General features: G+C 65.3%; 16 protein-coding genes. 7 read left to right on the forward strand and 9 right to left on the reverse strand.

Going from position 1 to position 17635, the window contains the following annotated elements:
• Positions 1-3 precede the first annotated feature (3 nt).
• Genes VPH41_RS27745 through lptF form a run of 4 tightly spaced genes read right to left on the reverse strand, consistent with a single transcriptional unit; the run spans position 4 to position 3723 of the window.
• Positions 4-996, reverse strand: a complete 993-nt coding sequence (locus tag VPH41_RS27745) for a Stealth CR1 domain-containing protein (RefSeq protein ID WP_328572191.1) — start codon at positions 994-996, stop codon at positions 4-6.
• Complete coding sequence (locus tag VPH41_RS27750; protein ID WP_328572192.1) at positions 993-1412, reverse strand: sirohydrochlorin chelatase; 420 nt, start codon at positions 1410-1412, stop codon at positions 993-995. The genes VPH41_RS27745 and VPH41_RS27750 overlap by 4 nt, the downstream gene beginning before the upstream one ends.
• Positions 1412-2581 (reverse strand): LPS export ABC transporter permease LptG, encoded by a 1170-nt coding sequence (gene lptG, locus VPH41_RS27755; protein WP_328572193.1) that lies wholly within the window; start codon positions 2579-2581, stop codon positions 1412-1414. The genes VPH41_RS27750 and lptG overlap by 1 nt, the downstream gene beginning before the upstream one ends.
• Positions 2578-3723, reverse strand: coding sequence for an LPS export ABC transporter permease LptF (lptF, locus tag VPH41_RS27760; RefSeq protein WP_152284740.1), 1146 nt, complete (start codon positions 3721-3723; stop codon positions 2578-2580). Before lptF ends, lptG begins: the two co-directional genes overlap by 4 nt.
• A gap of 67 nt (positions 3724-3790) precedes the next feature.
• Here lptF and VPH41_RS27765 point away from each other — a divergent pair, with 67 nt between their 5' ends.
• Positions 3791-5284 (forward strand): leucyl aminopeptidase, encoded by a 1494-nt coding sequence (locus tag VPH41_RS27765; RefSeq protein ID WP_328572194.1) that lies wholly within the window; start codon positions 3791-3793, stop codon positions 5282-5284.
• Between the two features lie 192 nt (positions 5285-5476).
• Here VPH41_RS27765 and VPH41_RS27770 read toward each other — a convergent pair whose 3' ends face one another.
• The 4 genes from VPH41_RS27770 to VPH41_RS27785 are packed head-to-tail and all read right to left on the reverse strand — an operon-like array spanning position 5477 to position 7087.
• Positions 5477-6001, reverse strand: coding sequence for a hypothetical protein (locus VPH41_RS27770; RefSeq protein WP_328572195.1), 525 nt, complete (start codon positions 5999-6001; stop codon positions 5477-5479).
• Positions 6002-6012: 11 nt separating this feature from the next.
• Positions 6013-6483 carry a CreA family protein gene (locus VPH41_RS27775; RefSeq protein WP_328572196.1) on the reverse strand — a complete coding sequence of 157 codons (471 nt, stop codon included), beginning with the start codon at positions 6481-6483 and terminating at the stop codon, positions 6013-6015.
• 33 nt (positions 6484-6516) lie between these two features.
• Entirely contained in the window at positions 6517-6705 is a 189-nt protein-coding gene (locus VPH41_RS27780; RefSeq protein WP_034782199.1) for a DUF1653 domain-containing protein, read from the reverse strand.
• Between the two features lie 10 nt (positions 6706-6715).
• Positions 6716-7087, reverse strand: coding sequence for a hypothetical protein (locus VPH41_RS27785; protein WP_287779471.1), 372 nt, complete (start codon positions 7085-7087; stop codon positions 6716-6718).
• A 569-nt stretch (positions 7088-7656) separates the two neighbouring features.
• Between VPH41_RS27785 and xth the strand changes: the two genes are divergently transcribed.
• Positions 7657-8421: an exodeoxyribonuclease III gene (gene xth, locus VPH41_RS27790; RefSeq protein ID WP_152284737.1), complete on the forward strand. Its 765-nt coding sequence runs from the start codon at positions 7657-7659 to the stop codon at positions 8419-8421.
• Positions 8422-8443: 22 nt separating this feature from the next.
• Here xth and VPH41_RS27795 read toward each other — a convergent pair whose 3' ends face one another.
• A complete protein-coding gene (locus VPH41_RS27795; RefSeq protein ID WP_328572197.1) occupies positions 8444-12100 on the reverse strand; it encodes a sensor domain-containing protein in 3657 nt (1218 codons plus the stop codon).
• Between the two features lie 210 nt (positions 12101-12310).
• On the opposite strand from VPH41_RS27795, the gene prpR reads away from it, so the two are divergent.
• From prpR to VPH41_RS27820, 5 genes are all read left to right on the forward strand, one after another.
• Positions 12311-13942 (forward strand): propionate catabolism operon regulatory protein PrpR, encoded by a 1632-nt coding sequence (prpR, locus tag VPH41_RS27800; protein WP_328572198.1) that lies wholly within the window; start codon positions 12311-12313, stop codon positions 13940-13942.
• A 23-nt stretch (positions 13943-13965) separates the two neighbouring features.
• Positions 13966-14892: a phytanoyl-CoA dioxygenase family protein gene (locus VPH41_RS27805; protein ID WP_328572199.1), complete on the forward strand. Its 927-nt coding sequence runs from the start codon at positions 13966-13968 to the stop codon at positions 14890-14892.
• A gap of 90 nt (positions 14893-14982) precedes the next feature.
• A complete protein-coding gene (locus tag VPH41_RS27810) occupies positions 14983-15855 on the forward strand; it encodes an alpha/beta fold hydrolase (protein WP_328572200.1) in 873 nt (290 codons plus the stop codon).
• Positions 15856-15858: 3 nt separating this feature from the next.
• Positions 15859-16914: a sensor histidine kinase gene (locus VPH41_RS27815; RefSeq protein ID WP_328572201.1), complete on the forward strand. Its 1056-nt coding sequence runs from the start codon at positions 15859-15861 to the stop codon at positions 16912-16914.
• On the forward strand, positions 16911-17630 hold the full coding sequence (locus VPH41_RS27820; RefSeq protein ID WP_328572202.1) for a LytR/AlgR family response regulator transcription factor: 720 nt from the start codon (positions 16911-16913) through the stop codon (positions 17628-17630). The genes VPH41_RS27815 and VPH41_RS27820 overlap by 4 nt, the downstream gene beginning before the upstream one ends.
• Positions 17631-17635: the final 5 nt, after the last annotated feature.

The raw sequence follows: 17635 nt of genomic DNA on the forward strand, positions 1-17635 counted from the left end.
CCGTCACATTTCAAACGAAGAGGGCAGCGGCAGCAGCCGCTGCAAGGTAGCGGCCACGCGCAGCAAGCGCGGATCGTCGTCTTCGGCCTCGTCGCAGGTATCGTTGATGCAAAAAAACGGCAAGCGGCCGAACTGCGCCAGCAGCTGCTCCAGCTGCCGCGGCGCATCCGCGTCGCCGCTGGCGATATGCAGCGGATCGAGCATGCGCGCCCGCGCCACTCCCTGATGCACCATCCAGCGCGGCACCAGGTCGGGCAGCAATGCCGGCACCTGCCAGGAGCGGAACACGGTCGCGCGCACGCCGGCAAACATGGCCGGCGCCAGCCCTTCCAGTGCATGCAGCGCGCTTTTCAGCATGGGCCGCGGCGCATGCGCATACAGGCGCGGCTCATGCCGGTAATCGGCGTACTGCGCCGACAGCCATTGCCGCGACAAGGTGGCGCAATTGACGGGCGCCGCCACGTCGGCGCGCAAGCCCTGCATGTCGTCCTGCAGCGCACTCTCCGTGAAAACGCTCAAGCGCCCGTCCCCTTCCCCGCCGAACCAGAAGGCCGGCTCGAACGGCGCGCCAAAGAATACGTCGTCGTTCAGATACAGGAAGCGCTCGGACAGGCCCGGAATATGGTGCAGATACGATTCGATATGGCCGGAATCGAACACGGGCAGGGACGCGCCGGGCATCAGGCTCGCATGGTCGATCACCGTCAGGCGCGGCGACGCGCGCAGCCAGGCAGGCACCTGGCGGTCCGTCAGCAGATAGATATGGCCGTGGCCGGGGAAGAAGCGCTCGAGCGCGCGCAGGTTGTAGCGCAGTTCGCCGTTGTCGCGGTAGCGCCCCGCCACGTTACCGTGCAGGGCCAGCTGGCCCGGATGCGCCTGCTCCCAGGCGGCATACGCGTGCTGCCGGCGCGCGCGCCAGGCCGGGTCGGCGCCATCGACCCACAGGTAGACGATGTCGATGGCCGCGGCAGGCATCGCGCTGGCGGCGCCGTTCAAGGGATAGGGCTGGAGCTGGGACTGGTGCCTGGCGCGGCCACGCAGTAGTCGGCGATGGCGGCGAGCACGCTGGCGTTCTCGCCCACCGCTTCGACCACCTTCAGGCGCAGTTGCGGATGCTGCTGGCGCAATTCTTCCAGCAAGAGCGGCAAGTCGCGCAGCACATGCCCGCCCTGCCCCAGGAACACGGGCACCACGGTGGCGTCCAACACGGCGCCGGCGGGCAGCTGGGCCAGCAGGGCCGCCACCAGCTCGGGCAGGCGCGGCGACATCAGTTCCAGGAAAGCCAGGTGCACGCTGGCGTCGGGCATGCGCGCCTGGGTCAGGTCGCGCAGGCGCTCGAAGGGCGCGGCCCACGATGCGGCGCGCGCGCCGTGGGCAAACAGGATCAATGCCTGTTGCACGTGCGCCGCCATCAGTGCCGCTCCACCCACCACAGGGCGCCCAGCGCCAGCAGCAGGTACAGGGCGCTCGGCGCCACCGCCGTCACGAAGGCTGGCCATGTGCTGAGCAGCCCGAGATGCGAGAACAGGGTGTTGACCAGCATGAAGCTCACGCCGATCATGATGCCGATGAAGATCTTCAGGCTGATGCCGCCGCTGCGCGTGTGCATGTAGGCGAACGGCAGCGCCAGCGCCATCAGCACGAAAATGGCCAGCGGATCGATCAGCTTTTTCCAGAAGGCGATGCGGAAACGCTCGGTTTCCTGCTTGTTCTCGGCCAGGTGGCGCGTATACACGGCCAGTTCGCTGGCCGACATGCGCTCGGGATCGGACGCCGACACCGTCAGGATCTTCGGCGTCACTTCCGACGTCATGTCCTTGCTGGCGCTTTGCACGGTGCGCACCAGGCTCGTCTCCTGGCCATAGTAGTTCGACAGCTTCGGCTCGAAGCCGGGCGCGGTGGCCGCGCTGTTCGAGAACGAGGTTTCCGTCACCTCGGTCAGGCGCCAGATATTATTGCCCTGGTAGGTAGCGCCCTTGGCCACGGTCAAGGTGCGCAAGCGCATGTCGGTGTCGAATTCATACAGCTTGACGTTTTTCAGCTGGCCGTCGGGACGCGCTTCGCCCACATTGAAAAAGCGCGAGCCGGTGACGGTGCCCGTCAGGCCGTCGCTCTTGACCATGTCCTTGGTCCACAGGCCGGAGCGGAACTCGCTCGACACGGCCGCGCCGCGCGACGTCAGCTTGATACGCTCGGCCAGCGGCTCCGTGCGCGGCGTGATCAGTTCACCGAAGATGAAGGTGATGACGACGAAGACGATACCGATGCGGAACAGGAAACCGGCCGCCATCGCCGTCGACATGCTCGACGCGCGCATGATGGTAAATTCGGAGCTGGCGGCAAACTGCGCCATCGTATAAATGGTGCCGATCAGGGCCGCGATCGGCATCACCTCGTACACATGCCCCGGCACCAGCACCAGCACGTACAGGAACGCATACTGGATGGTATAGCCGTTGCGGCCCACCTTGGGCAGCTCGCCCGTCAGGTCGATGAAGGCCTGCAGTGCCAGAAAGGCCAGCAGCACGAACAGCACCGCCTGGAATATCGAGACCGCAAAATAGCGCTGTAAAATCTTCATTTCGATGCCGCTTTACTTGTATTGCCGGCGCGGCGCGCGCGCTTGAAGGACGCCAGCAGGACCAGCGGATGATAGCGGTGATTCACATTCAGGCGCCATGCAAACAGCACCACCACGGCCAGTGCCGCCAGCAAATGCAGCGGCCACCAGGCCACGCCAAAGCTCAGGCGCCCCTGTTTCACGCTCGCTTCGACGACCTTGATAAGGTTGCTGTAGGTAAAGAAAATCAGCAGGGCGATGATCAGGTTGGTCGAACTGCCGGCGCGCGGATTGACAAAGCCCAGCGGAATGGCCAGCAGGATCAGCATCAGGCCGATCAACGGCGCACTGACCCGCCACAGCAATTCGGCCATGGTGTACGGGTTCGGCTCGGCGATGAGCGCCATGGTGCTCATGGCGCGCACGCCCAGTTCCGCTCCCAGCTCCTGCTGCTTGCTCTCGATGCGCATGATGTACTGCTCGAATTCCATGGTCTGGAAGTCCGCTTGCGTCGGCACGCCCTGGTAGCGGCGGCCGCTCTTGAGCACCAGGAAGCGTTCGCCCTTGGCGTCGGTATTGATCACGCCTTCGCGGGCGACGACGACGACGGCGCTGCCTTTTTCATCGACGGTATTGACGAAAACATTCTGCACCACGTTTTTCTCGCCGCTGACGCCCTCGACGAAGAAGATGCGGTTGCTGCCGGCCGATTCGCGGAACTGGCCCGGCGTGACTTTCTGCAGGTCTTCCCGCTTTTCGAAGCGCGCCACATATTCATCGCTTTTCTTTTGCGCCCACGGCGTGGCGTACAGGCTCAGGACGCCGGTGGCCAGCACCAGCGGCAGGCCGAAGCTGAGGACGGGCCAGATCCAGCGCGACAGGCTCAGGCCGGAAGCGAACCACACCACCATCTCCGACTCCTTGTAGCTGCGCGTGACGACCATCAGCACCGAAATGAAACCGGTGAGGATGATGATGGTGGGCAGCTGCATCAGGGCGGAAAAGACCATCAGGGACATGACGTCGGACGACGCGATTTTGCCGCCCGCCGCCTTGCCGAGAATACCGATCAGCATCCAGGTGAGCAGGATACTGAACAAAACAGTGAAGGTGGCCCCGGCGGCACTAGCCAATTCACGTCGAAGGGCGCGTTGAAAGATCATTCGGAGTTTATAATTCGGGTCAGTTAGTTGAGTAACACGTTACTAGTAAATGAAAACGGAGAACCAAATGGACTTTAGCATAAAAGCATTCGATACCAAGAGCACCCTCGGCACGGCCAAAAGCGGATGCATCGCGGTTGCGGTATTCGAAAACAAAAAACTGTCGCCAGCGGCAAAATCGCTGGACAGCAAGGGTGCGATTTCGGCTGCGCTGAAGTCCGGCGACATCAGCGGCAAGCCTGGCAGCACGTTGCTGCTGCGCGCAGTCGATGGCGTCGCCGCGGAACGTGTTCTGCTCGTCGGCATGGGCAGCGATGAAACTGTCAGCGAAAAAAGCTTCGCCAGCGGCGTGCAAGCGGCGCTCAAGGCGTTTGGCTCGCTGGGCGCTGCGGACGCCATTATCGCATTACCGCTGACGGAAGTGAAAGAGCGCGACGTAAATTGGGCAATCCGTTGCGTGGTGCAAGCCGCCCACGACAGCGAATACCGCTGCGACTCGCAAAAAAGCAAAAAAGACCCGGCACCCGCGGGCGTGCGCAAGATCGTCCTGTCGGCACCAGCAACGGCCGCTACCCGCGGCGCGCTGGCGCAAGCCATCGCCATCGCCAACGGTTCCGACCTGACGCGCAAGCTGGGCGACCTGCCGGCGAACATCGCCAACCCGACCTACCTGGCCAACACGGCCAAGCAGCTGGCCAAGGATTACAAGTTCGAAGTCGAAGTGCTGGACCGCAAACAGCTCGAAGCGCTGAAAATGGGCAGCTTCCTGTCCGTCACCAACGGCAGCGAGCAGCCGCCGAAATTCATCGTCCTGAAACACATGGGCGGCAAGGCCAAGGATGCGCCAGTGGTCCTGGTCGGCAAGGGCATCACCTTCGACACGGGCGGCATTTCCATCAAGGCCGGTCCCGGCATGGATGAAATGAAGTACGACATGTGCGGCGCCGCCTCGGTACTGGGCACCTTCCGCGCCATCGGCGAAATGAATCTGAAGCTGAACGTCATCGGCGTCATCGCCGCGTGCGAAAACATGCCGTCGGGCCGCGCCACCAAACCGGGCGACATCGTCACCTCGATGAATGGCCTGACCATCGAAGTGCTGAACACGGACGCCGAAGGCCGTCTGGTGCTGTGCGACGCGCTGACCTACGCCGAACGCTTCAAGCCGGCAGCCGTGGTCGATATCGCCACCCTGACGGGCGCTTGCGTGGTCGCGCTGGGCCACCACAACAGCGGCCTGTTCACGCGCAGCGATGCGGCGCATGACCAGCTGGCCAATGAACTGCTGGCAGCGGGCAAGCAATCGAGCGACACGGCATGGCGCATGCCGATCGAAGAGGCGTACAACGAGCAGCTGAAGTCGAACTTCGCCGACCTGGCCAACATCGGCACGCCAGGCGGCGGTTCGGTGACGGCAGCGGCGTTCCTGGAAAACTTCACCAAGAAGTACACCTGGGCGCATCTGGACATCGCCGGCACGGCATGGAAATCGGGTGGCGCAAAAGGCGCGACCGGCCGTCCAGTGCCGCTCTTGACGACGTTCCTGATCAACCGCGTGTAAGGAAACGCCAGACCAAACCTGCTGCGCGGGGCTATTGGCTGCCGGCGATGCTCGCTGTACCTGAAGTACAGCTGCGCTTCTCGGCCACCACTAGCTCCCGCTCGCGACGGTTTTGTCAGGCGTCGTGACACCGTGAAAAAAACCGCCAGGTCTTGCGACCATGGCGGTTTTTTTTTATGCGCAGCGCATGAATCAGTAGACGACGGGATCGGGAATCGGCAGCGGCGCCACCTTGGGCTGCACCACCGCTTCCGGCACGGCGGCCGCCGGCGGCGGTGCGGGAACCGGCGGAGGCGGCGCCAGGCGCGCGGGGTCCTGCATGACGATGGTCAGAATGGACGGGTAGTCGAAGCCGGCACCCGTGTTGCGGTCGACGAAATAGCCGACGCCCAGGGTCAGGATGACATTACCCCAGACGCTGCCATTGAGCTTGGGATCGATATGGTCGTCCGTCGCGATGGCGGGCGAACCGTGCTTGCGGCAATCGACCTTCAGCGGTTCCTGGCTCTTGCGGATGGTGATGCGCCCCGGCGTGGTGACAAACCACTTGCCCACGTCGTTGCTGAGGATGCAGCCGGCGCCGCTCAGTTCGCGGTTGTCCTGGATGGTTTGCACCAGCACCATCTGCTCGGTGTTGCCCGTCAACGTGGCGCAGCCGCCCAGGCCAAACAGCAGCAGCGTCCTGGCGGCAATGGCGGCAGACGATGGTACGCGCATGGATGGCTCGCTTAACGGACGGGAATCGGCTGGTCGCCCGGCACGGCGACGGCGGTGACGCTATTTTTCGGGCTACCCTCGATCAGGCGGTCGGAATAGACGAGATAGACGAGCGCATTGCGCTTGCTGTCGACCATGCGCACGACGCGCACATGCTTGAAGAAGATCGAGGCGCGCTCGGTAAACACTTCTTCCTGGCGCGGCAGCTTGCCCTTGAATTGCAGCGGTCCCACCTGGCGGCAGGCCACGGCCGCATCGGCCTTGTCTTCGGCCAGACCGACGGCGCCCTTGATGCCGCCCGTCTTGGCGCGCGACAGATAGCAGCTGACGCCGGCGACGCGGGGATCGTCATACGCTTCGACGACGATCTTGTGGTCAGGGCCGATCAGCTTGAACACCGTGTCGACCGAACCGATGGTTTCGGCATGCGCCGCGGTGCAGGCAAGGGCCAGCAGCACTGCGGCAGGCAGCAATTTACGCATGAAGATAATCCCGGGCACGCACGCAGGCGGCCATCAGTTGATGGGGGCGAAACGCTGGACCATGACGCCTTCGACCTCGATCAGCTGAAAGAACACGTCTTTCGGCCGGGTCCAGATGGAACCGTCGGCGGCGCGATAGACGATCATCGGCGTGAGATCCGCTTCCAGCGTGGCTTCGCACACCAGTTCATAAATGCCGCCCTTGTAGTGCCGATAACGCATCGCCGTCTCCTCAAGCCGTGGAATCTTCGCTCTTGTCGTCGGCCAGTGCCTTCTGCTTCATTTTCAGGCTCTGGATCACTTTCAGTATGCCTTCCATGCCGGCCGCGCCATCGGCGCCGCTGAAGGCGTCGAGCACCTCATTGAGCACCTTGTTGCGCACGGTCGCTTCATCGGAAGACATTTCCAGCGCGCGCTGGGCCTTCGCCGCCTTTTCGGCAGCGCTCACCCGCGGCTTCGCAGCCGTCTTGCCATGCGTCAGAGCAGCCTGCCAGATAACCCAGCGACGCTGGGTCTCGAAGATCAGGTACTCATCCGGTTTGTCTTCTCTTCGCCGCACAATGTGGCCGTCACGCTGCGCCCACGCTTCAAATGCAGTTCGCATTTTCTTCCTTTGCAAATGCTACGCGCAAGTCTCACTATTAAAACTGCAACATTTCAAAATAGTACCATCTATTGATGTCGCAAAACAGTCTCATAGATATAGTACTGCAATTTATATAACAAGTCTGGCGGCGCCAAGGACGGAATCTACGCTCCGCCCCGGGCACAGTGGTCATGTAATCGGAATAGCAATTACAACTAATTACAACTGCTTCCTGTTCGGTTCTTAACTTGGCTGTAACAAAGCCGTATGACACAGTTGTTACATTGTGCCATTTTAGTAGTTTTTATCGCGTTTTAGCGAGAAACTTTACACCTTTGTCGCGTTAAATGGGGAGACGCAGCCTGCCGCGCCAGCCACTTATGCCAAATCAAACATAGGGGTTGATCAATGATACACAAAAACATAATATTCATGCGCCACGATTGGTTAAATATAAATACTTTATTAATACTCTTTTTCCCTGCAAGCAAATAAAGCATGCCCCCGGCAAGCGGGGCAGGACGCTGCCGGCACGCATGCGGTAAGATTCGCGCCTATCGATACCTATTCAAGCAAGGATTTTTCCCATGAAACTCGCCACCTGGAACGTCAACTCGCTCAAAGTGCGCCTGCCGCAAGTGCTGCAGTGGCTGACAGACAACCCGGTCGACATACTCTGCTTGCAAGAGACCAAGCTCACGGACGACAAGTTCCCCGTCGCCGAGATCGAGGCGGCCGGCTACCAGGTGGTCTTCAGCGGCCAGAAAACCTACAACGGCGTGGCCATTCTGTCGAAGCTGCCGATCACCGACGTGGTGAAGAACAATCCCCGCTATGAAGATGCGCAGCAGCGCATCCTGGCCGCCACCATCGGTGGCGTGCGCGTCGTCTGCGCCTATGTGCCGAACGGCCAGAGCGTCGACTCGGACAAGTACGAATACAAGCTGGGCTGGCTGGCCGCCCTGCACGACTGGCTGGCCGAAGAAGCGCAGCAGCATCCGCAACTGGCCGTCGTGGGCGACTACAATATCGCGCCCGACGACCGCGACGTGCACGATCCCGTCGCCTGGGCCGGCCAGGTGCTGGTGTCGGACAAGGAACGCGCGGCCCTGCAGCGCCTGTTCGACATCGGCCTGGCGGATGCCTTCCGCCTGTTCGAGCAGGCTGACAAATCGTTCAGCTGGTGGGACTACCGCCAGCTGGGCTTCCGCCTGAACAAGGGCCTGCGCATCGACCATATCCTGCTCTCGCCCGCCCTCGCCGCCCGCTGCACGGCCTGCGTGATCGACCGCGTGCCCCGCAAGTGGGAGCAGCCGTCCGACCATGCGCCCGTCGTGGCCACCATCGACTGATCGCCGGCCGAAGCGCGGCAGTTCAGGTCGCGCTCTCCAGCAGCACCTGCGCATTCGCCGCAGGCACCGGAGCGGAAAACAGATAGCCCTGCGCATAGCGGCAGCCGCTTGCCTGCAGCAGGGCGAACTGCTCTTCCGTCTCCACGCCCTCGGCCACGGTCGACAATTGCAGGCTGTCGGCCAGCGCGATGATGGCCGCCACGATGGCGCGGTCTTCCCCGCTGTGCTCCAGATCCTTGATGAAGGCGCGGTCGATCTTGACCTTCTTCACGGGGAAGCGCTTCAGGTAGGCCAGGCTGGAATAACCGGTGCCGAAATCGTCGATCGACAGGCGCAGGCCCATGCCATTGATCTGCCGCAAAATCTCCAGCGTATGCTCGCCATGCTGCATCAGCGCCGTCTCGGTGATCTCGAATTCCAGCAGTGACGGGTCGATGCCCGTTTCCCGCACCACGGCGCCGATGGCCGCCACCAGGCCCTTGTGCATGAACTGGCGCGGCGACAGGTTCACCGCCAGCGGCACCGCTTGCAGGCCCTGGCGCTGCCAGGCCATGCTTTGCTCGCACGCCTGGCGCATCACCCACTCGCCCACGGGCACGATCAGGCCATTTTCCTCCATGATGGGAATGAAGCGGTCAGGCAGCACCAGTCCATGGCCGGGACGGCGCCAGCGCAGCAGCACTTCCATGCCATGCAGGCGGCGCGTGCCGATATCGATGACGGGCTGGTAAAACAGCTCGAACTGCTGCAGCGCCAGCGCCGTGCGCAAGCTGCTTTCCAGGTCGAAGTGCAGGGCCGCCGCCTGGTTCATCGTCTGCGTGAAGAACTGGTAATTGTTGCGGCCATTGCCCTTGGCGTGGTACATGGCTGCATCCGCATGGCGCATCAGGGCGTCGACGTCGCCGCCATCGTCCGGATACACGCAGATGCCGATCGACGGCGTCACGTGCAGCACATGGCCGTCGAGCGGAAAGGCGGGCGTCAGCGCCTCGATGATCTTCTCGGCCACGCGCGCCGCTTCATCGGTGCCGCGAATGCCCGGCACCAGCACGACGAATTCATCGCCGCCCAGGCGCGCCACCGTGTCGCTGGCGCGCACGGCGCCGCACAGCCGCGCGGCCACTTCCTTGAGCAGCAGGTCGCCCGTCATGTGGCCCAGCGAATCGTTGATGGTCTTGAAGCGGTCCAGGTCGATGAACATCACGGCCAGCTTGCGGCCGGAACGCTGCGCGGCCAGCATGGCCCGTTCCAGCCGGTCCGACAGCAGCGCGCGGTTCGGCAAGCCCGTCAGGTTGTCGTGGTAGGCCATGTGGTGCACCCGCGCCTCGGCCTGGCGCCGCTCGACGATTTCGCCCTGGAGCAGCAGGTTGGCGCCGGCCAGTTCGGCCGTGCGCTCCTGCACCCGCAGTTCCAGTTCGTCGCGCGCGCGGCGCACCGCCTCGGCCGCCTCGCGGCGCGCCGTCACGTCGTCAACCAGCCACACCGAACGGCCATGCGCATGCGCCAGGTCGAACGGCCGGCCGGACAGGCGCGCCCAGAAACGGCTGCCATCCTTGCGCACCAGCTGGTATTCCGACATGTGCACCCTGCCCGCGCCGAAGTCGCGCGCCGTCTCGCCGCGCGCCGCCTTCCACGCAGCGACGTCCGGATACAGGGCCTGCACCGACAGGCCGTTGATCTCGCCGGGGCCGTAGCCGAACAGCTCTTCCATCTTGCTGTTGCTGCGCAAATTGTAGCCGTCCTCCACCACCGAGATGCCCAGCACGGCGCTGTCGAGGATGGCCTGGTTTTCCAGCAGCGCGTTGCGCAGGGATTCCTCGGCGCGCTTCGCTTCCGTGCGGTCCTCGATGATCCAGATGGTGCCGGCGGCGGGATCGTCCGGATTGACGACATAGGCGATCAGCTGCGCCCACAAGGTGCTGCCGTCGCGGCGCATCATTTCCACTTCCGTCTGGAAGGGCTTGGCCACCGACAGGAAGGGGAAGGCCGCCGCGCCCAGCAGCTCGTAGGACTGCTGCGAGACGTACAGCGCGCGGCCGGGCAAGCCCAGCGCCTCGTCGCCGCTGTAGCCGAACATCGCGGCAAAGCCCAGGTTGTAGCGCGTGATCTGGCGGTTCTTGGTATACAGGATGCTCACCGAGGCATTCGTCATGATGGCCGCCACTTCCATCTGCGTCTGGCGGCTGGCCGTGACGTCTTCGAGGATCCAGATGGTGCCCTGCTCGCTGTGCACCTGGTCGACGGCCTTGGCGCGGATGCGGCACCAGAACAGGCTGCCGTCGCGGCGGCGGAACAGCGCTTCATCCTGCTCGTACGGCAAGCCCTGTCCCAGCAGCGGCGTGGCCTGCACGCCAAATTCCTCGTAGGCGGCGGGCGAGGGAAACAGCTCGGCGGCGGGCAGGCCCGTCATCTCCTCCTGCGCGTAGCCGAACATTTCGGCGAAGCGGGGATTGCAGCGCAGGACCAGGCGCGAACGGGAAAACAGGATGCCGACGGAGGCGTTGTCGAGGATGGCCTGCTGCTCCAGCATCAGCTGGCGCGTGGCTTCCTCGGCCGCCTTTTGCGCGCTGCGGTCGTCGAACAGCCAGATCGTGTCGCGCAGGCCGCGGTCGGCCTGGCTCTCCGGGTTCAGGACATAGCCATACGCGAGCGCCCAGAACGTGGAACCGTCGCGGCGGCGCATCTCCATCTCGCCCTGGAACGGCAAGCCGCGCCGCAGCAGGGGCGCCGCCTGCCTGACGACATGGTCGTACGCCGCGCGCGACGGATACAGGTCGGCCACCGGCAAGCCCACGCCGCTGTCGCCGTCAAAGCCGAAGCATTCGGCGAAGCGCCGGTTGTAGCGCAGCACGCCCTTGTCGCGCTGAAAACCAATGGCCAGCGGCGCGTTGTCCATCACGGCCTGCATTTCCAGCATGGCGCGGCGCAGCTGGTCTTCATCGCGCCGGTGGTCGCTGATATCCTCGATGATCCATACCGTGCCGTCATGGGTATTGAGGGGATCGACGGCGCGCCCGTGCAACCGGCTCCAGAACAAGGTGCCATCCTGGCGCCGCAATTCCAGTTCGGTGCGGTACGGCTTGCCCTTCGACAGCAGCGGCGCCGCTTCCAGCCCCAGCGCGCGGCAATGCTCGGCGGAGCGGTACAGCACCGCGCCCGGCATGCCCGTCAACTGGTGGCGCGCATAACCGAGCATCTCGGCGGCGCGGATATTGCACTCCTCGATGAATCCGCCCTTGGAAAACACGATGCCGACGGCCGCGCTTTCCAGGATGGCCTGCTGTTCCAGCAGGGTCTTGCGCAAGGCTTGCTGGTCGCGCTGCTGCACGCTGATGTCGGCAAACACCAGGGTCGCCCCCGGCAAGCCATCGCCCACCGGCAGCGGCCTGGCCCACACCTGCACGGCGATGGCGCCCGCCTCCCCTTCGAGGCTGCTGTCCCAGTGCCGCTCGCGCCCCGCCGCGCCCAGCGCGCCGCGCAGCATGCTGGTGCTCGACGCGCGGTAGGCGTCGCTGAAACAATCGGCCAGCAGCCGGCCCGACACATCCCTGCCCAGCAAGGCGTTCAAGGCGCCATTCGCGGCCACCACCATGCCGCAGGCATCGCAGGCGCACGCCGGCAAGGCGATCAGTTGCAAGGCATCGGCGATGAAATCGGGACTGGTCGGTACGCGGTTCATGGACACCATGGGTCGGTTGGTAACGGTCGAACATGCGCCTGAGCAATATATTCCATAGGCATCATGGTGCTGCTAGATCATAAACCAGTTTCCCGGGGTTTTTTCATATTCCTTATTGGCAATATCTGAAACGCCACAGACTGCTTGCAACACGCCCGTTGCAAGGCCGTTGCATGGCTAAAAAATGAAACAAATCGTTTAGAATAAAGCATGCGCCGCCCTCCCCAACCTCCGCTCGACCACCGCGACAAACCCGTCATCTGGACCGTCTCCGTCTCGCGCCTGTTCGACCTGTTCCGCGACATCACGCTCGAATACGACGACCTGGCAACGATCGAGCCGATCAACCTGGGCTTCGACGACGCCGTGCGCCACATCCGCGAACGCATGGCCACCGAGCGCTGCGACGCCGTCATCGCGGCCGGCTCGAACGGCGCCTACCTGAAAGGCCGGCTGTCGGTGCCCGTCATCATCGCCAAGGCCAGCGGCTACGACGTGATGCAGGCGCTGGCGCGCGCGCGGCGCATCTCGCCGCAGATCGGCGTCGTCACCTATCAGGACCCGATGCCGGAACTGGGCGAATTTGCCGCCACATTCGGCTTTCCGATCTTTCAACGCACCTATGCCACCGAGGAAGACGCGCGCGCGCAGATCAACGAACTCAAGGCGGCCGGCGTCAAGGCCGTCGTCGGCGCGGGCCTCGTCACCGACCTGGCAGAGGAAGCGGGACTGGCCGCCGTCTTCGTGTACTCGGCCACGGCCATCCGGCGCGCCTTCGACGACGCGCTGGAACTGGCGCGCCTGACCCAGATCGAATCGAACCGCGGACGCCGCGCAGTGGTGGCCGACACCCTGCGCGCACGCCACGGCCTGCACGATCTGCGCGGCGAATCCGAAGCGATGGAGGCGCTGCGCCAGTCGGTGGTGCTGTACGCCCGCTCGCCGGCAACGGTGCTGATCCAGGGCGAGACGGGCAGCGGCAAGGAACTGGTGGCGCAGGCCATCCACCGCGAAAGCCCCCGCAGCCTGGGCGCGAACCGGCCCTTCATCGCCATCAATTGCGGCGCCATCGCCGAGTCCCTGCTGGAATCGGAACTGTTCGGCCACGAAGACGGGGCATTCACGGGCGCGCGCCGGGGCGGCCACGCGGGCCTGTTCGAGGCGGCCAACCACGGCACCCTGTTCCTCGACGAAATCGGCGAAATGCCGCTGGCCCTGCAAACGCGGCTGCTGCGCGTGCTGGAAGAGCGCGAAGTGGTGCGCGTGGGCGGCACGCGGCCCATCGCCATCAATGTGCGCATCATCAGCGCCACCCACTGCGACCTGGAGCAGCGCATCCGCGAAGGACGCTTCCGCGCCGACCTGTTCTACCGCCTGGCCGTGCTGCGCCTGCATTTGCCTGCCTTGCGCGAACGCGCCAGCGATATTCCCGGCCTGGCCGAATGGTCGCTGAAAAACGCGCTGGCCGCGCTGGGCGCCCGTCCGCACCCCAACCTGCACGCGGAAATCATCGCCTGCGCGCCGCTGCTGCGCCGCTACGACTGGCCCGGCAACGTGCGCGAACTGCGCAACCTGGCCGAACGCCTGGCCCTGTTCCTGGCCGCCGAACCGCTGCAGGCGCTCACTCCCGCCTTCGTGCTGGGCGTGGCGCCGGAACTGACCAATGGCGCCGGCACGGCGGCGCTGCCGCCGGCTGCTACCACCACCGCCACCGCCGCGCCGCGCCCGGAAGACGAAAGCGCCAGCGCCGTACTGGCGCGCTTCGGCGGGCGCCGCGACGCCGCCGCCCAATACCTGGGCATCAGCCGCACCACCCTGTGGCGCCGCCTGCGCGCCGGCTAATTTCTCAATCACCTCAAGACACCATGGACGACTGGCCTCATTTGCACCAATTATGGCAGCGCTGCACGGGACAAGGCGGTGCGCCTGGCGCCGACGGACTGGCGCGCGACAACGGGGACATCAAGGCGCTGTATGCGCGCGGCATTTCGATGGAAGACGCGCTGCACTTCCTGTACCAGCAGCGGCCCACCCTGCAAGCCTACGCCGACTGGATCGCCGCGCGCACGCGGCCCCGCCCGGCCCACGCCAGCAGCCCGCACGAGGACGTGCTGTCCGCCGCCGAACTGCGCCATTTCGAGGAACACGGCTACCTGGTGCTGCGCGGCGCCGTGCCGCGCGCGCAGTGCGCCGCCGCCCAGGCGGCCATCTGGGACTACCTGGGCGCCTCCCCCGACGAACCTGCATCGTGGTACCGGCCGCACCCGGGCAAGCGGGGCCTGATGCTGCAGTTTTCCGACCATCCGGCCCTCGAGGCAAACCGCCACGTCGCGCGCATCCGCCACGCCTACCAGCAGCTGTACGGCGCAGGCACCGGCATCTATGCCAGCATCGACAAGGTGAGCTTCAATGCCCCGGAAACGCCGCAGCACCGTTTCCTCGGCAGCGCCCTGCACTGGGACGTCAGCCTGCAACAGCCGATTCCGTTCAAACTGCAGGGCATGCTGTACCTGAGCGACTGTCCGGCGCAGCACGGCGCCTTCCACTGCGTGCCCGGTTTCCAGCGGCACATCGCCGGCTGGATGCAGCAGGTGCCGCCCGGCACCACGCCGCGCGAATGGGCCATCCACAGCCTGCAGCCCGTGCCCGTCGAAGGCCAGGCCGGCGATTTCATCATCTGGCACCAGGCCCTGCCCCATTGCGCCACGCCCAACCGGGGCCCCGCGCCGCGCATGGTGCAGTACCTGACCTACCATCCGGAGCACTGCCAGGATCAGGATGTGTGGATCTGAACCGTTCATCCCGCCCTGGCGCCGCTCATCCCGCAGCGCTGGCTGCGGGGCGCCTGCGCCGCTAGCATGGTCGTCAAGGAGGAGTACCCCATGAAACGAACATTGCAAACATTGATACTGCTCAGTAGCGCGCTGCTGGCGGGCGCCGGCCAGGCCGCCGCGCCCGCGGCATTCACGGTCGAGGTCACGGGCCAAGGCCGTCCCCTCATCCTGATTCCCGGCCTCGCATCCTCGGGCGAAGTCTGGCAAGGCACGGTGGCGCGCCTGTGCGGACCGCAGGCCGGGCGCGCCTGCCACGTGCTGACACTGGCCGGCTTTGCCGGCGTGGCACCGATCGAAGGCGACCTGCTGGCGCAGGCGGAACAGCAGCTGGCCGACTACATCACCGGAAAAAAACTGGGCCGGCCGGCCATCATCGGACATAGTCTGGGCGGCTTCCTGGCCCTGAAGATGGCCATCGACCATCCCGCACAGGCGGGCAAGCTGGTGATCGTCGATTCGCTGCCGGCGCTGGGCGCGACGCAGCTGCCCTCCATCACGCCGGAACAGCTGCAAGCGATGTCGCAGCAGATGCAGGCGGCCATGCGGGCCCAGGATGCGGCGGCCGCCAGCGCCAGCCGGCGCCGCACCGTCGCGGCCATGGCCAGCGCGCCGGCCGACGTGGAACGCATCGTCGGCTGGGGCCAGCGCTCGGACCGCGAAACGGTCATCAGCGCCATGGGCACCCTGATGGCCAGCGACCTGCGCCAGGATGTAGCGAAAGTGCAGTCGCCCACCCTGGTGCTGGGCACCTGGATCGCCTACCAGGACTACGCGCCGCGTGCCGCCATCGAAGCCACTTTCCAGCAGCAGTACCGCCAGCTGCCCGGCGTGCAGATCGCGCTGGCCGACACGGCGCGCCACTTCATCATGTACGACCAGCCGGACTGGATGTTCGGCCAGATCGAGCAATTTCTGCGCTGAGCCATGACGCCACTCCGCCGCCCACCGCTGCTGGCCCGGATCGACTGGTACTGGACCTTCCAGCTGGCCGGCTGGGGCGCGCTGGCCCTGTTCAACAGCGTGTACGGCGGCTCCTCGCAACTGCGCATCGTCGCGACCATCGCCTGCTGGGGATCGCTGGGCGGCTTGCTGCTGTCGCACCTGTGGCATGGCGTGCTGCGCCGGCGCGGCTGGGCGGCCAACGGCTTACGCTGGAAACGCATCGTGCCGTCGCTGGTCCTGCTGGCCGCCATCCAGACGGCCAGCGTGACGGCCGCCTTCCACGTCATGTATCCGCCCGACATCCTGCGCGGCATCGCCTGGCTGCCCGGCGCGCTGCTGTTCTGGTTCGGGGTCTTCCTGACCTGGACGGTGTTTTACTTCACCGCGCTGTCGCTGCGCCGCGCCGCCCGCCTGGAAGCGGAAACCCTGCGCCTGCAGCTGCATGGACGGGAGGCCGAACTGCGCGCCCTGCAGGCGCAGGTCAACCCGCATTTTTTCTTCAACAGCCTCAATAGCGTGCGCGCCCTGATCTACGAAGACCGCGAGGCTGCCGCGCACATGATCGACCAGCTGGCAGGCCTGATGCGCCACGCGCTGCAATCGGGCCAGCATGACACGGTGCCGCTGTCGGCAGAACTGGAAGCCGTGCGCGCCTACCTGGCGATCGAACAGATACGTTTCGAGGAGCGCCTGCGCGTCAGCTTCGACATCGCCCCCGGGCTCGATCACGTGCGCGTGCCGCCCATGGCCTTGCAGACGCTGGTGGAAAACGCCGTCAAGTACGGCGTCGAAATTAGCGCCGACGGCAGCGACATCCGCATCGCGGCGCGGCGTGCGCCCCCTGCCGAAGGCGTGGCCATGCTGCAGGTCGAAGTGGCCAACACGGGCGCCTTGCGCGAACCCGGCACGTCCACCAGCGTCGGCCTGCGCAATGCGCGCCAGCGCTTGCAGCTGGCCTGCGGCGAGCACGCCAGCCTGGAATTGCGCGAACAGGCGGGCTGGGTCTGCGCCACCATGGACCTGCCGGAGCAGCCATGAGCGCGCCGCCGCTGAAGGTCTTGCTGGTCGATGACGAGCGCCTGGCGCGCGCCGAGCTGCGGCGCCTGCTGGCGCCCCACGTGCAATGCGGCGCCGTCGACATCGTGGGCGAGGCGGCCAGCGCGGCCGACGCCGTCGCGCAGATCGGCAAGCTGCAGCCCGACCTGCTGCTGCTCGACGTGCAGATGCCGGGCGGCTCCGGCTTCGACCTGCTGGCGTCGCTCGACGCGGCGCCCGACGTCATCTTCTGCACGGCCTTCGACCAGTACGCGCTGCAGGCATTTGAAGTGAGCGCCCTCGACTACCTGCAAAAACCCGTCCAGGCGGCGCGCCTGGCCACGGCGCTGGCGCGCGCCGGCGCGCGGGCGCAGGCCGTGCCGACACCCGCGCCGCGCAAGGTCTTCATCAAGGATGGGGAGCGCTGCTGGTTTGTCGCGCTTGACGATATCCGCCTGCTGGAATCGGAAGGCAACTACACGCGCGTGCATTTCGGCGCGCAGCATCCGCTGATGCTGCGCACCCTGAACCAGTTGGAGGAGAAACTGGATCCGGCCCTGTTCTTTCGCGCCAACCGGCGCCAGATCGTCAGCCTGGCGCAGGTGGTGCAGGTGGCGCCGAATGCCGCCGATGGCCTCGACCTGCGCCTGCAGGACGGCAGCGTGATCGAAGTATCGCGCCGCCGCGCGCAGCAGTTCAAGGCAATCACCGGCCTGTAGCGGCC

This window comes from Janthinobacterium sp. P210006 (assembly GCF_036231885.1).
In the GTDB taxonomy this organism is placed as follows: Bacteria; Pseudomonadota; Gammaproteobacteria; order Burkholderiales; family Burkholderiaceae_D; genus Janthinobacterium; species Janthinobacterium violaceinigrum.